Source organism: Bacillus sp. FSL R5-0422 (assembly GCF_038610765.1).
In the GTDB taxonomy this organism is placed as follows: domain Bacteria; phylum Bacillota; class Bacilli; order Bacillales; family Bacillaceae; genus Bacillus; species Bacillus pumilus_O.
In genome coordinates, this window is the sequence record NZ_CP152014.1 from 1,230,661 (window position 1) to 1,243,734 (window position 13,074).

The 13,074-nt window shown below is 40.8% G+C and carries 13 protein-coding genes and 2 riboswitches; of the genes, 9 read left to right on the plus strand and 4 right to left on the minus strand.

Annotated elements, in window-relative coordinates; genetic code table 11:
• Positions 1 to 94: 94 nt before the first annotated feature.
• Positions 95 to 511 (plus strand): organic hydroperoxide resistance protein, encoded by a 417-nt coding sequence (locus MKX52_RS06155; protein WP_012009700.1) that lies wholly within the window; start codon positions 95 to 97, stop codon positions 509 to 511.
• Between the two features lie 58 nt (positions 512 to 569).
• Here the strand turns inward: MKX52_RS06155 and MKX52_RS06160 are convergent, their stop codons facing one another.
• The 3 genes from MKX52_RS06160 to MKX52_RS06170 form a co-directional block, all read right to left on the minus strand.
• On the minus strand, positions 570 to 1,040 hold the full coding sequence (locus MKX52_RS06160; RefSeq protein ID WP_012009701.1) for a nucleoside deaminase: 471 nt from the start codon (positions 1,038 to 1,040) through the stop codon (positions 570 to 572).
• Between the two features lie 138 nt (positions 1,041 to 1,178).
• Positions 1,179 to 3,467, minus strand: coding sequence for a 5-methyltetrahydropteroyltriglutamate--homocysteine S-methyltransferase (gene metE / locus MKX52_RS06165; protein WP_342491678.1), 2,289 nt, complete (start codon positions 3,465 to 3,467; stop codon positions 1,179 to 1,181).
• A 151-nt stretch (positions 3,468 to 3,618) separates the two neighbouring features.
• Positions 3,619 to 3,810: riboswitch (cobalamin riboswitch) on the minus strand.
• A 113-nt stretch (positions 3,811 to 3,923) separates the two neighbouring features.
• Complete coding sequence (locus MKX52_RS06170; protein ID WP_012009704.1) at positions 3,924 to 4,883, minus strand: S8 family peptidase; 960 nt, start codon at positions 4,881 to 4,883, stop codon at positions 3,924 to 3,926.
• A 446-nt stretch (positions 4,884 to 5,329) separates the two neighbouring features.
• Between MKX52_RS06170 and MKX52_RS06175 the strand changes: the two genes are divergently transcribed.
• The 7 genes from MKX52_RS06175 (at position 5,330) to MKX52_RS06205 (ending at position 11,526) form a co-directional block, all read left to right on the plus strand.
• A complete protein-coding gene (locus MKX52_RS06175; protein ID WP_012009706.1) occupies positions 5,330 to 6,016 on the plus strand; it encodes a response regulator transcription factor in 687 nt (228 codons plus the stop codon).
• Positions 6,017 to 6,019: 3 nt separating this feature from the next.
• Positions 6,020 to 7,369: a HAMP domain-containing sensor histidine kinase gene (locus tag MKX52_RS06180; protein ID WP_144503388.1), complete on the plus strand. Its 1,350-nt coding sequence runs from the start codon at positions 6,020 to 6,022 to the stop codon at positions 7,367 to 7,369.
• Between the two features lie 66 nt (positions 7,370 to 7,435).
• The gene (locus MKX52_RS06185; protein WP_012009708.1) at positions 7,436 to 8,125 is read left to right on the plus strand and encodes a PepSY domain-containing protein; all 690 of its coding nucleotides are present in this window, start codon (positions 7,436 to 7,438) and stop codon (positions 8,123 to 8,125) included.
• Between the two features lie 93 nt (positions 8,126 to 8,218).
• Complete coding sequence (locus MKX52_RS06190; RefSeq protein ID WP_342491679.1) at positions 8,219 to 8,737, plus strand: PepSY domain-containing protein; 519 nt, start codon at positions 8,219 to 8,221, stop codon at positions 8,735 to 8,737.
• A 285-nt stretch (positions 8,738 to 9,022) separates the two neighbouring features.
• Complete coding sequence (locus MKX52_RS06195) at positions 9,023 to 9,163, plus strand: hypothetical protein (protein WP_003212346.1); 141 nt, start codon at positions 9,023 to 9,025, stop codon at positions 9,161 to 9,163.
• 133 nt (positions 9,164 to 9,296) lie between these two features.
• Positions 9,297 to 9,460, plus strand: a riboswitch (M-box (ykoK) riboswitch).
• A 207-nt stretch (positions 9,461 to 9,667) separates the two neighbouring features.
• The gene (gene mgtE, locus MKX52_RS06200) at positions 9,668 to 11,026 is read left to right on the plus strand and encodes a magnesium transporter (RefSeq protein WP_342491680.1); all 1,359 of its coding nucleotides are present in this window, start codon (positions 9,668 to 9,670) and stop codon (positions 11,024 to 11,026) included.
• 101 nt (positions 11,027 to 11,127) lie between these two features.
• Complete coding sequence (locus MKX52_RS06205; RefSeq protein WP_088004394.1) at positions 11,128 to 11,526, plus strand: hypothetical protein; 399 nt, start codon at positions 11,128 to 11,130, stop codon at positions 11,524 to 11,526.
• Positions 11,527 to 11,595: 69 nt separating this feature from the next.
• Here MKX52_RS06205 and MKX52_RS06210 read toward each other — a convergent pair whose 3' ends face one another.
• The gene (locus tag MKX52_RS06210) at positions 11,596 to 12,459 is read right to left on the minus strand and encodes a LysR family transcriptional regulator (RefSeq protein ID WP_088004395.1); all 864 of its coding nucleotides are present in this window, start codon (positions 12,457 to 12,459) and stop codon (positions 11,596 to 11,598) included.
• A gap of 214 nt (positions 12,460 to 12,673) precedes the next feature.
• Between MKX52_RS06210 and MKX52_RS06215 the strand changes: the two genes are divergently transcribed.
• Positions 12,674 to 13,045, plus strand: coding sequence for a cupin domain-containing protein (locus MKX52_RS06215; protein WP_012009714.1), 372 nt, complete (start codon positions 12,674 to 12,676; stop codon positions 13,043 to 13,045).
• Positions 13,046 to 13,074: the final 29 nt, after the last annotated feature.

Here is a 13,074-nt window from a genome sequence, read left to right on the forward strand (position 1 = left end):
CAGCCCAAAAACGAAAAAAATCTTGAATGTGCGATAAATGTTTGAGAAATGGATAGAACGTGAAAGGAATAAATAGATAAAGGAGGAGATGAAGATGAAACCATTATTCACAGCAAAAGTAAAGGCACAACATGGAAGAGCTGGACATGTACGTTCAGAAGATGGTGTGCTCGATCATAATATTGTCATGCCTAATGCAAAGAAAGATGGAGAAACTGGTACGAATCCAGAGCAATTATTTGCAGCGGGCTATGCAGCTTGTTTCGGAGGGGCACTTGAGCAAGTAGCGAAAAAGCAAGGGATCGACATTGAATCAGAAGTTGAGGGACATGTCAGTCTTTTAAAAGACGAAAGTGATGGCGGATTTAAGCTTGGTGTCAAGCTAATTGTGTCTGCAAAAGGACTTGACCATGACAAAGCGAAAGAGCTAGCCCATGCTGCGCATGAATTCTGTCCATATTCAAAAGCAACAAGAGGAAATATCGAAGTAGAGCTTGAAGTGGCTGAATAAAAAAAGTTCACTATCATGATGAAAAAAGAAACACCTGCTCATGAGCAGGTGTCTTTTTTTAATATTCTTTCTTTTGTTCGTATGTTGCCCATGCTTCAAATGGTGCAAGGGTTTTTTGAAGTGTCAGCTGATAAAATGGAATATTTCTTGATTCGTAATCTTTATTGATTTCTTCATAAATAAACGAGTCATCAAAGCCAGAAACTGCTGCATCCTGATGTCCAGCAGCAAAATAGACCGCTTTTGGTCTAGCCCAGTAAATAGCGCCAAGGCACATTGGACAAGGCTCACAGCTTGTATATAAAATACAATCTTCTAATTGGTATGTATTCAGCGTTTGGCACGCCTTTCGAATGGCTGTGACTTCAGCATGTGCGGTTGGATCATTCGTTGTTGTCACATTGTTGCTTCCCTCAGCAATAATCTGTCCATCCTTGACAATGACTGCTCCAAAAGGGCCGCCAGTACCACTATTGACTCCTTCTACTGCAAGATCAATTGCGCGTTGTAAAAAATCTTCGTGATTCATTGTCTTCCTCCCTTTGTTCGACTGACTTCTCTAGTATAAACGAATCATGCTAGAAAAGGAAACATCCTAGTAAATGGTCACAAAGGACAATTTGCACATAAAAATCCCCCGCCGTGATAGCAGGGGAGAGAGAATCAATTATGCATGCTGCGCCAGTTTTTTACGAGCGACTTCAGCCGCCGTTACCATGTTTTTCAAAGCAGCAATGGTTTCAGGCTCTTGTCTTGTTTTTAGTCCACAGTCAGGATTCACCCAGAAGCGATCTGTCGGGCACACGTTCAATGCATCATCTATGATTTGACTCATTTCTTCGACAGATGGAACGCGCGGGCTATGGATGTCATATACACCAAGTCCTAGACCTTTCAAATACGGATGTTTCTCTAAATAATCGAGGAATCCACCATGACTTCGTGAATGTTCAATTGTGATCACGTCGGCATCAAGGTCTTCGATCGTGTCTACAATATCCTCGAAGTTACTGTAGCACATATGTGTATGAATTTGCGTTTCATTTTGAACAGATGATGTTGATAGTCGGAATGACTCTGCTGCCCAGTTTAAATAGTCTGCCCAATCACTTTCCTTGAGCGGAAGACCTTCTCTAAGTGCAGGTTCATCCACTTGAATGACTTGAATCCCTGCTTCTTCTAACGCTTCTACCTCTTTACGTAATGCGAAAGCGATTTGGAAGGCAATGTCTTTTCGGGAGATATCTGTTCTTGGGAAAGACCAGTTTAAGATCGTGACAGGACCTGTCAGCATTCCTTTGACTTTTTTCTCCGTTAAGCTTTGTGCGTATACCGTTTCTTTCACGGTCATTGGTGCTGTAAATTCGACATCTCCATAAATAATTGGCGGCTTCACGCAGCGTGATCCGTAGGATTGTACCCAAGCAAATTTCGTAAAGGCAAATCCGGCTAGCTTTTCACCAAAGTATTCAACCATGTCTGTACGTTCAAATTCTCCATGTACGAGAACATCCAGACCGATTTCTTCCTGAATATTAATCCATCTTTTTGTTTCTTTCTTAATAAATTCATCATAATCTGCATCTGTCCATTCATTTTTACGCCATTTTTGACGAGCGCTGCGCACTTCAGCAGACTGCGGGAAGCTGCCAATGGTTGTTGTTGGTAAGAGCGGCAGTTCAAGAGATTCGTTTTGGATACGAAGGCGTTCTTCAAAGGCAATAGGACGCTTAAAGTCTTTCGATGAAAGGTTGTTGCGTTCTGCTGTGAAATCCGCATTGGTTCCTTTTGCAAATTCTTTTAAAGTAAGAAGTGCTTGCTCGGCTTCATTGATGGCGGCTTCAATCGCTGCGGTGCCTTTTGTTAAGCCTTCTTTTAATGTTGTTAATTCAGCCAGCTTTTCAGTGGCATAAGACAGTCCGTTTAATAGTTTTTCTTCAAGCTGTTCGCTTGGGTGTTTTGCAACGGGTACATGAAGTAAGCTGCTTGAAGGCTGTAACCATACTTCCTTCGGCTGAGCGCCGGCAATGACCTCAGAAACGAACGTCAATCTTTCGCCAAGATCTGACCTCCAAATATTTCTTCCATCAATGACGCCTGCTGCTAAAATTTTGTCTTTCGGGAATCCGTGTTTTTTCACTTGATCAAGATTGCGTCCTTGATCATGGACAAAATCAAGACCAATAGCTTCAACAGGGTATGTGACAAGCTCTTTATACGCATCTACTGAATCAAAGTATGTTTGAAGAAGAATATTTAAGGCAGGTACGGCTTCTGTGATCGTTTGATAGATTTCTTTGACGGCTTTTACGTCTTCATATGAAGCTGTGACAAGTGCTGGCTCATCAATTTGTACCCATTTGACGCCGGCTTCTTCAAGTTCTTTTAAAAGCTGTGTATAAAGAGGGATGAGGCGCTGCTGAATCTCTTTTACTTCATTTGGTTCATAGCCTTTAGAAAGTGATACAAATGTATAAAGACCAAGTACAACAGGTTTTGTTTCAACACCAAACGCCTTTTTCACCTTTTCGTAAGCTTCAAGCGGTTTGTTATGTGTGAGTTTGAATTCGGTGCTTTTTTCGTATTCTGGAACGATGTAGTGATAGTTTGTATTAAACCATTTTGTCATTTCACTTGAGACAGCATCTTTTGTTCCTCTTGCTATCGCAAAGTATGTATCTAGAGGGTCCTTTAAGCTGCGGAAGCGCTCTGGAATCCAATTGAACATAACAGCAGTATCGAGCACGTGATCGTAGAAGGTAAAGTCTCCAGAAGGAACAACATCAATTTGTTGATCAATTTGTGTTTTAATGGCAGTTAAAAATTGTTCATCAAGTGTGCTTAAGAGGGTTTCACGGTCCGTTTGACCTTTCCAATAAGACTCAAGTGCTTTTTTCCATTCTCTGTTTAAACCAATTCGCGGAAAACCTAGATTACTTGTTTTAACAATTGTCAATTCCAATTCCTCCTCTAAATATAAAAAGACATTTACACTCACGGTGAAGATTGATGAGGGCAAATGTCTGGTTTAAAAAGACAAAATGTGTGTACGAAATAAGGCGTGAGCAGAACTGACGCTTTTCCGACATCTCCTATCAACCGTAGGGGGTTTGATGTGATAGAGCGGCTGGTATCCTGGCTGGTGAATCTGCAAGCTTTTCATCCTTCCCGTCCTGATGACAGTGGATTCATTAGAAAAGCTCTCCTCACTCACAGTGGCGGGACCGCGCCGGATTTTCACCGGTCTTCCCAATTAAAATTCGACGTGTGATCGAATTACCGACTCTCAAACTATGAATTTATTGTGTTCGATTATATAACGTCCACTTCATTTCGTCAAAGTAAATTTTGAATAATTTTAATTAAAAAAATCCTGAGAAAATTCAATCTATTCTCAGGACCTCTATTCAAGTTATAGAGATAAAAGATCTGCTTCCAATGTCTTTTCTAAAAGCACATCAGGTGCAGTTAAATATAAAAATCCATTCCCTACGAGGGCTTTCGATTGCTTCAGTGGTAGGGTTCTTCTGACAAGTTGAGCATAGACCTCAGGCTCTGACAGCTTGCGCTGGAACGCTTCTTCTTCGGCATTTTTAATAATGGCTAGTGCACCGCTTACGTGAGGGGCGGCCATCGATGTGCCTGTTAGTCTGCCGTATTTATGGTTAGGGAGAGTGGATAAAATGTCTTCTCCTGGAGCGACGAGGTCGATTTCTTTATTGGCGTTGGAGAATTCAGAGGATTCTCTTGCAAGGGAGACAGAGCCGACGGCAATGACTTCATTGTATGCTGCTGGGTAGGAGAACTCTTCCGTACGCTCGTCTCCGTCTCCTTCATTTCCTGCTGCGCACACAACAAGTACACCGCTTTTCACCGCGTTTTGAATGGCTTCCTGTAAGGCGGGCTCATTGCTTGGACCACCGAGAGACATAGAAATAATATCCACCTTCTGCTCTGCGGCATAGTTGATGCCATTAATGATCCATTCGTATTTCCCGCTGCCGTTTTCACCGCCAAGAACTTTCACGATCAGCAGCTTTGCTTCAGGAGCAACCCCTAAAATTCCACCATTTTGATCCGTTGCAGCAATCGTTCCTGCTACATGGGTACCATGCCCGTTGTAGTCTTTCACATTTTCAGCATCTCCGTTGTCATCATCGGTAAAGTTTTTACCTCCGATAATCTGATCTTTTAAGTCGGGATGCTCTGTGTCGCAACCTGTATCAAGGACAGCAATGGTTATGCCTTTTCCTTTGAAGCCACTTGACCAAAGTTCGGGTGCTTTAATCTCCTGAATACTTTCCGGCGTCTCTTTCGCTTCCATCACATTGGCTTTTACTTCATACGGAATTAAGCGAATTTCACCTTTCATAAGAAAGCCCTCCTTATTTTGTTTTCAAAGTAGATTCAGGCTGCGTAATGTTATTGTATAAAAGAAACTTTTGATCGGAAAGGGTCAATTGTAATAATTTTTCAAATAATAAATCTATTATCGAAAATGCAGTTCTCCTCACATCTTGACGAAAGAACTCAGCTTTTGAGGAAAACTCTTGATATCATATGAAAAAGAAGGAAATGCTGCATAGTGAGCTTGCACCTGTTCAGATGAAAATGGGTGAAAAGAACTAAAAGAGGCAAACTAAAAAATAATGAAATCAAGCAATAAAAGCGATGTGAAAGGGATGTGTAATGTTTTTGTTCAAAAATAAATGTTTCCTTCATAAAAAAATAGCCATGAAGATTATGACTGTTCCAAATGCGATAGGCAACATATAATAATGAAAAGACAAGCTTGCCTTTTAGATAGGAGAGATAGAGATGAACAAAGGGAAGATACTCGTAGTCGAAGATGAAAAGAAAATTGCAAGGGTGCTGTCACTAGAGCTTCAGTATGAAGGGTATGAGGTGACGGTCAAAGAGACAGGAATAGATGGACTTCAGGCTCTAGAAGAAGAAAGCTTCGATTTGGTGCTGCTTGATGTTATGCTTCCAGAATTAAGCGGTCTTGAAGTGCTGAGAAGAGTTCGAAAGACAAATACGGCGACACCTATTATGTTGATTACAGCAAGAGATAGTGTGCCTGATAAGGTAAGTGGGCTTGATCTTGGAGCGAATGATTATATTACAAAGCCTTTTGACATAGAAGAATTATTAGCGCGAATTCGTGCGCAACTCAGATTGAATATAAACGAGCAACAAGAGAAGGAGACCGAGCTGAGCATTGCAGATTTAACTGTCAACGAGAAAACAAGAGACATACAAAGGGCAGGCCAAATGCTTGAACTCACGCCGAGAGAATATGACCTGCTTGTCCACTTGCTGAAGCATCAGCAGCAAGTGCTCACAAGAGATCAGCTTTTAACTGCTGTTTGGGGTTTTGATTATTTTGGCGATACGAACGTGGTGGATGTCTATATCCGTTATTTAAGGAAAAAAGTCGATTACCCATTCGAAAAACAACTGATTCACACAGTGAGAGGTGTGGGTTATGTGATGAAAGGATAAAGCATGAGATTAAAAAATAAGATCCAGCTTTATACGTCGTTGTCTCTGTTTTTAATGGTGCTCTTATTTCATACAGCCATTTATTTTATTTTTTCAATCACCTTGACGCAAAAAGATATGTCCAGGCTGTCTGAAGTGGCTGAAAATATCGCCATCGCTTTAAAAAAATCAGAAGAAGAAGGTCTTCCATCATCAGAGCTGCTAAAAGCATACCTGCCCCAAAATGGTATGATCCGTGTCGTGACAGAAACGGATGAATCAAAGTTGACTGTCACAAAGGAGTCAACGTTTAGTTCATTGCCTTTTTCATATGAATCTGGGCAGACAGCAGAAATCAAAGAATATAACAAGCATATGGTTGCGTTCGCTGCGATTCCGGTGATATGGACAAATGGCGAGATTGTGTCGCTTCAAGTATATGAAGAAATCGAAAATACAGAAGAGAACTTAGCGCTATTAAAAATGATTTTAATGGCTGCGGGCGTTTTATTTATTGTGCTTTCTTATTTTGCAGGCCACATTTTAACAAAACAAATCGTCCGGCCGATTAGTCGAATGACGAGTACGATGAAGGCGAGTATGAAGGAGAAGGCGTTTAAACGAATCGAATTATCAGGCGATTCTAAGGATGAATTGTATCAAATGGGCCAAACCTTTAATGAAATGTCAGAAATTCTCGAGAAGCATTATGAAAAAGAGCAGCAATTTCTGCATGATGCCTCACACGAATTAAAGACGCCGATTACGGTCATTATGAGCTACAGCAATTTACTGAAGCGCTGGGGGCAAACACGTCCAGAGGTTGTAGAAGAATCCTCCCAAGCGATTCATGATGAAGCGGAAAAAATGAAAAGACTGACAGATCAATTGCTGACACTTGCAAAAAATGGTCAGCCGCTCTATGTGGATATGAAGCCAGTTGATCTTGGTCATATGTGCAATCAGCTTTGTCATACACTTGAAGTGGCCACCAATCGAACCATTCAATCTCGTGTGCAAACAGATCAGCCGCTTATTGCGGAAGGAGACGAAGAGAAAATCAAACAGCTTTTGACCATCTTGATTGATAATGCGGTCAAATATAGTACAGCACCAGTTGATGTGACCTGCGGATGGAAAGAGGAAAGGCCGTTTATTTCAGTCGGTGACCATGGGATTGGCATAAAAGAAGAGGATCTTCCGAAAATCTTTGACCGCTTTTTCCGTGTGGATGAAGCAAGAAACAGTGAGACCGGCGGAACGGGTCTTGGTCTTTCAATTGCGAAGCAAATTGCAGAAGAGCATGGAGCTGAGCTGAAGGTAGATAGCCGAATCGGCGAAGGGACAACCATGACCATTCTTTTCCCGAAATAAATAGGTCTTTTCTCATCAATTTCTCATTTCCTCCTTATAAAATAGGAAATAGGAAGGAGGCGCTGCATGTCTAGAAAAACGAAAATGATGCTTGCGCTCGCAGGATGTCTCGTCGTTCTTGCGGCCTTTGCAACGCTCATGATTCAAACCATTGATCAAAAGATATTGAGTGAAGCAGAAATGAAAAAAATAATTGCAAAAGACTACAATGGAAACATTACACAAATTGATTTAATCAATCATAAACAGGACTATACATTGACGCTGGAAAATGCAAATGGCATTTATCAAATCATTGCATCTTCCGCAAGCGGTCAAATGAAAGAAATTAGACAAATAAAAAGCTATCAAAAACCAAATGAAAAAAATGCTGAGCTTCAGGCAGAAGAAGCGGCTGTTAAAAAAGTGAGCGGTACAGTCATTCAAAAGAAAGAAAAATCGGATCGTTTTATCTTTACGATCCAATCAAAAAAAGAATTATATCAAGTCGATGTCGACAAGCAAACGTTTAAAGTGCTTGAAGCAGAAAAGAAAAGCCCGACCTCCAAAGAAAAGAAAATGACAAAAATCACGGTCGAAGAAGCCATCCGAATTGCAGTAAAAGAAGTCGGAGGGACAGTGGATGATGCCGATCTAGAAACATTTAGCGGTATGCTCGTATTTGAGGTGGAGCTCGATTTGCCTGACGGGCGAGAGGCAGAGGTACTTGTAAACGCATATACAGGGGATATTGAAGGAATTACGTACGAAAACTAATCCTTTTCTCATGATTTTCTCATGTTTCTTTCCTTCCTTTATCATCTTGTTTCTTTAAGATAAAGGAGAAATCAAATAGAGGAGGATATGAACATGATGAAAAAAGTACTAGTAGCTACAGCATTAACAGGAACTCTTGTCGCAGGTGGTTTCACACTTCAAGCGCAAAATACAAATCAAACAGCACACGCGGAGCAAGTGGTGCAAAAGAAATCTTCGTTTGTCTCAAAGAAACAAGCAGAAAAAGCAGCCCTAAAAGTGGTGAAAGGGTATGTAGATGATGTGGATCTTGAGCGTAAAAAAGGAAAATGGGTGTATGAGGTCGAGATTAAAAAAGGCGGCTTTGAATATAAAGTATATGTCGATGCTAAATCAGGAAAAGCGCTGAATGATCCGGTCAAAGAAAAGAAACAAAATGTAAAAATCACTAAAAAGCAAGCTGAACAAATTGCTCTTGCAAAAGTAAAAGGGACAGTCACAGATTCTGATTTAGATAAAGAAAAGGGCGTGTACTTATATGAAGTCGAAATCACCACACCAAACGGCGAGGAAGTTGATTTTGAGATTTCCGCTAAAACAGGCAAAATCCTAAAGCAAGAATGGGATGATTAAGCCACAACGAAACCTTACACTTTCATGTGTAAGGTTTTCAGCGTGTAGACAAACCCTCGCATTCTTTGTCAGTCCTGCGCGCTGGTGCTCACGAATGTCAAATTCGCTCCGCGCCAGTGCTCGTCCTTCCTAGACTTCAAAGGTTTTCTATCACGCTGAGCTGAAAAGAAGACAAAGGGCTAAAATAAAGTTCATTTTAGCCCTTTGTCGACAATCTGAAACCTTACACTTTCATGTGTAAGGTTTTTTCATTGGGACAAACTAGGGGAAAGGAGGCGAGAGAATATGAAGAAAAAAGAAGAAGAGCAAACAATGGACCATGCGGAATATGTTCCGCACCCTGACGGAGAAGGATATGCTTTGTTTTTGCATGATTCTTTTCATCTCCTCTCCCAAGAGGATATGAATCAGCCAGAAGAGGAATAAAAAACAGTGAAAGGGCGATGGTCTACTTTGTCTATCGCTCTTTTTTTGAAAAGTAAGCGAATACATAAGGAAACTGGGCAACTTGCTTATTGACATCACTGCACTTTTTCTGTAATCTCAGTGTGTCAACAATATGAGACTTCGTTAGGTGAGGCTCCTGTATGGAGATACGCTGCTGCCCAAAAATGTCCAAAGACGCCAATGGGTCAACAGAAATCATCGACATAAGGTGATTTTTAATGCAGCTGGATTTTTCCTATGCCATACAGTGCTAAAGCTCTACGATTGAAGGAGCAAGTGTTTATTTGTCATGCTTACAAAGCGCCTTCATTCGGTTGAAGGTGTTTTTTTATGGGAAAAGGAGGTGTGGGGATGGATCATCCCGATTCGAGACACATAGAGAATATGTCAAAAGATCAGATCGAGACATCAGATAGAGGAGATCCTGACCCCCGCACATTCTAAGGGATTCGGGTATCTCCTGACTTTGGGGAGGTAACAGCGATGATACAAAATATAACGTACGATGAACTCATTTTACGCATCATTATTTTATTAAGAGATGGAAAACGAAAAGAATTTAAAAACATCATGGAAGAACTTCAGCCATATGATATGGCCTACTTATTTAAAGAGCTTCCAGAGAAACACCGCAGCCGCTTCCTCAGCTTTTTACCAGTCGATGACGTGACAGAAATGATGGGTGAGCTGGAGCGTGAATATCAAGAAATCGTCCTTGAAAAAGTAGGGAAAGACAAAGCGACCTTCGTCACAAACAAAATGGATAACGATGATCTAGCCAACTTGTTTGATGAGATGGAGGATGAGCTAAAGGATCAGCTTTTATCTAACATGGAAGCAGAGGAATCCAAAGCCGTCCAGCTTCTTATGAATTACCCTGCTGAGACTGCGGGACGGATCATGACCAACCGTTTTGTTTGGATTCCTCAGCATTTTACAGTACAGGATGCAGTTGTGAAGCTGAAAAGCTTTGCTGAAATTGCGGAATCAATCAACTATTTATATGTGATTAATGATCAAAAACAACTCGTAGGCGTGCTCTCATACCGGGATCTCATTTTAGGTGAACCGGATGAAAAAGTACAGGATCTCATGTTTACAAGAGTCATTGCCGTTGGAGCCTTTCAAGATCAGGAGGAAATCGCAAAGCTGATTGAACGATATGATTTTCTTGCGATTCCTGTCGTGGAAGAAAACAATGTCCTAGTCGGAATTGTGACAGTCGATGATATCATTGATGTTGTCATTCAAGAGGCAGGCGAAGACTATGAAAAGTTTGCTGCCTCTGGTAAAGATATCACGTTCGACACACCGGCATTTGTGGCGGCATATCGCCGTCTTCCTTGGCTCATTTTGCTCTTGTTCATCGGGCTGATTTCAGGCAGTATTTTAAATTATTTTGAAGATACCCTTCAGCAAGTTGTAGCTTTAGCATTCTTCATGCCGATGATTGCTGGTATGACAGGGAATACAGGGACACAGTCTCTTGCTGTTGTCATTCGAGGGCTCTCAAAAGAAGAATTAACAAAAAAAACCATTATGCGCCTTATTTTTAGAGAGCTGAGAGCAAGTATTTACATTGGGATTGTTTGTTCCATTATTATTACAATCGTCGCAATGGTGTGGCAAGGCAATATGATTTTAGGTTTTGTTGTCGGTTCCTCACTGCTTGCAACACTGATTATTGGGACAATGGCAGGTACGGTCGTGCCGATTATTTTACACAGATTAAATGTGGACCCGGCCATTGCATCTGGGCCACTGATCACTACATTGAATGATATTTTATCCTTACTGATCTATTTTGGAATTGCTACAGCATTCCTTCACACACTGATGTAGCAAAAAGACTGTAAAACGTGACGTTTTACAGTCTTTTTTGAATAAAGATTGCATATAGCGCTTCCATCCTTTACATTTTAAGGAGAAGGTGGGAGAGAACAATGAAGAAGATTTTATTCATTTTCATGTGCATTGTTTTGCTAGGTGCATGTTCAAGAGAAGACGAGGGAAAAGACAGAAGACTAGTGGCAGCAGAACAGATGATTAAAGCTATTACCGAAGGAAATAAACAAAAAATAGAAAATATCTATGTTGAAGGCGCTGTCCCAAGCCCAAATGACATGCTGAAAATGAAAAAAGAATGGGGCATAGAGACGCTTTCTTATGATGATTTTCAATTGGAAGAAGCCAGCATTCATGTCTTTCATGCGAATTACGAAGATGAAAAAACAGGGAAGAAAAAAGCACTGGCCATGCGGGTCATAGAAGATCCTGAAAAAGGCGGTGTACGGATTGACTTTGTAGGGCTCGTTGAAGGATCTGAAGCTTCCTCTCAATGAAAGCTAAAAGGATAGAAGAGTTGAAAGAATTTCGCTCTAGCTATCCTCTTTTTTATTTCAAATGACTGATCACATATGAGCTATGCCTATGAATTCCATAAAATGTGAGAGGGCACTGGTCATGTAAGAATCGCTGCGTCTTATAAACACAGTGGGCACTATTCTATATGGTTCCGGTAATGGATGACAGCTAAATCTTCCTTGCATCCGAGATTCAACCATAGATTTTGGTAATACGGTAACCCCTAGGCCATTCTCAACGCATTTAAGCACGCCCTCTAAAGAGCCATATTCCATTACCTTCATCGGAGCAAAGCCTTTGCTCTCTAACCATCGTTGCCAACGCCCCAAATAGATGCAATGCGCAAATGACGATAGCAAAGGTTCATGTAAAATTGATTCTACATGGAATTCCTCCTGGGAGTAGCTTGTAATGAGAACAAGGGATTCTTCCAATACAGGATATTCAATAATGTCGGGATGAAGAATGGGCCCATCAACCAGTGCACCATCTACCTTGTAGTTGAGAATAGCATCAACCTGATCTACAGTAGGTGCCATATACATGCTTAATTCTACTTGTGGAAATGTCTTATGATATGCCGCGAATATGCTGGGCAATCTTGTCGAAGCAGTAGATTCTATAGATCCAATATGCAAAGTTCCTCGCGGAGTAGAGGAAAGCTTTACGGCCTCTATCGCTTCTTCAAAATCGTAGAGTAATTTGTTTGCATATGGCAACAGTTCTCGTCCTGCTGGCGTTAAGGATATCTTTTTGTGAGATCGATAGAAAAGAGGAACACCTAATTCTTGTTCAAGACGCTGGATTCGTGCAGAGACATTGGACTGCACATAATTTAATTTCTCAGCAGCTTTTGTAATGCTTTGTTCAATAGCTACTGCTTTAAATATTTCCAAAGATGTAATATCCAAAATAATGCTCCTTTTTGCATCACTAATTGTGATGAATGATACCCTATTTTTTGATTTTACGTGATCCAATAGAATAAGTAAACTTAATCATACAAGAGGTTGATGCACATGTGCCCCTTGGTGTCTGATGATGAGGAGGAGAATTTACAAGGTAGGGAGTTTTAGCTTAGAAAACATAAAAAAGACGTTTCCAAGTAAATGAGGAGGGAATCTATTGATTTCAAAGGTGAATATCCAAGAGAAATTTTCGCAAATAAATGATTATTGGAACCCTAGAATAAGTGGAGAATTGAATGACTCATACATGAAAATGGTAAAAATTAAGGGTGAATTCATTTGGCATCACCATGATGATGAGGATGAAATGTTCTTTGTATGGAAAGGCAATCTAGTCATCCGTTTTAGGGATAGAGAAATAGCGCTTCATGAAGGAGAATTTCTTGTGATTCCAAAAGGAATTGAACATCAGCCAGTTGCTGAAGAAGAAGTTCATTTGCTCTTAATTGAACCAAAAACGACGCTAAACACGGGGAATGTGGTCAATGAACGAACTGTTTCGCTTCCTGAACGAATGGATGAACGCTAGATCGCCTGCACTTAACCATATACTTAAAC

Excerpts from the sequence above, each read along its gene's own strand:
- MKX52_RS06155 (WP_012009700.1), top strand. The coding sequence starts at position 95 with ATGAAACCATTATTCACAGCAAAAGTAAAGGCACAACATGGAAGAGCT.
- MKX52_RS06160 (WP_012009701.1), bottom strand. The coding sequence starts at position 1,040 with ATGAATCACGAAGATTTTTTACAACGCGCAATTGATCTTGCAGTAGAA.
- MKX52_RS06170 (WP_012009704.1), bottom strand. The coding sequence starts at position 4,883 with ATGAAAGGTGAAATTCGCTTAATTCCGTATGAAGTAAAAGCCAATGTG.
- MKX52_RS06175 (WP_012009706.1), top strand. The coding sequence starts at position 5,330 with ATGAACAAAGGGAAGATACTCGTAGTCGAAGATGAAAAGAAAATTGCA.
- MKX52_RS06180 (WP_144503388.1), top strand. The coding sequence starts at position 6,020 with ATGAGATTAAAAAATAAGATCCAGCTTTATACGTCGTTGTCTCTGTTT.
- MKX52_RS06185 (WP_012009708.1), top strand. The coding sequence starts at position 7,436 with ATGTCTAGAAAAACGAAAATGATGCTTGCGCTCGCAGGATGTCTCGTC.
- MKX52_RS06190 (WP_342491679.1), top strand. The coding sequence starts at position 8,219 with ATGATGAAAAAAGTACTAGTAGCTACAGCATTAACAGGAACTCTTGTC.
- MKX52_RS06195 (WP_003212346.1), top strand. The coding sequence starts at position 9,023 with ATGAAGAAAAAAGAAGAAGAGCAAACAATGGACCATGCGGAATATGTT.
- mgtE (WP_342491680.1), top strand. The coding sequence starts at position 9,668 with ATGATACAAAATATAACGTACGATGAACTCATTTTACGCATCATTATT.
- MKX52_RS06205 (WP_088004394.1), top strand. The coding sequence starts at position 11,128 with ATGAAGAAGATTTTATTCATTTTCATGTGCATTGTTTTGCTAGGTGCA.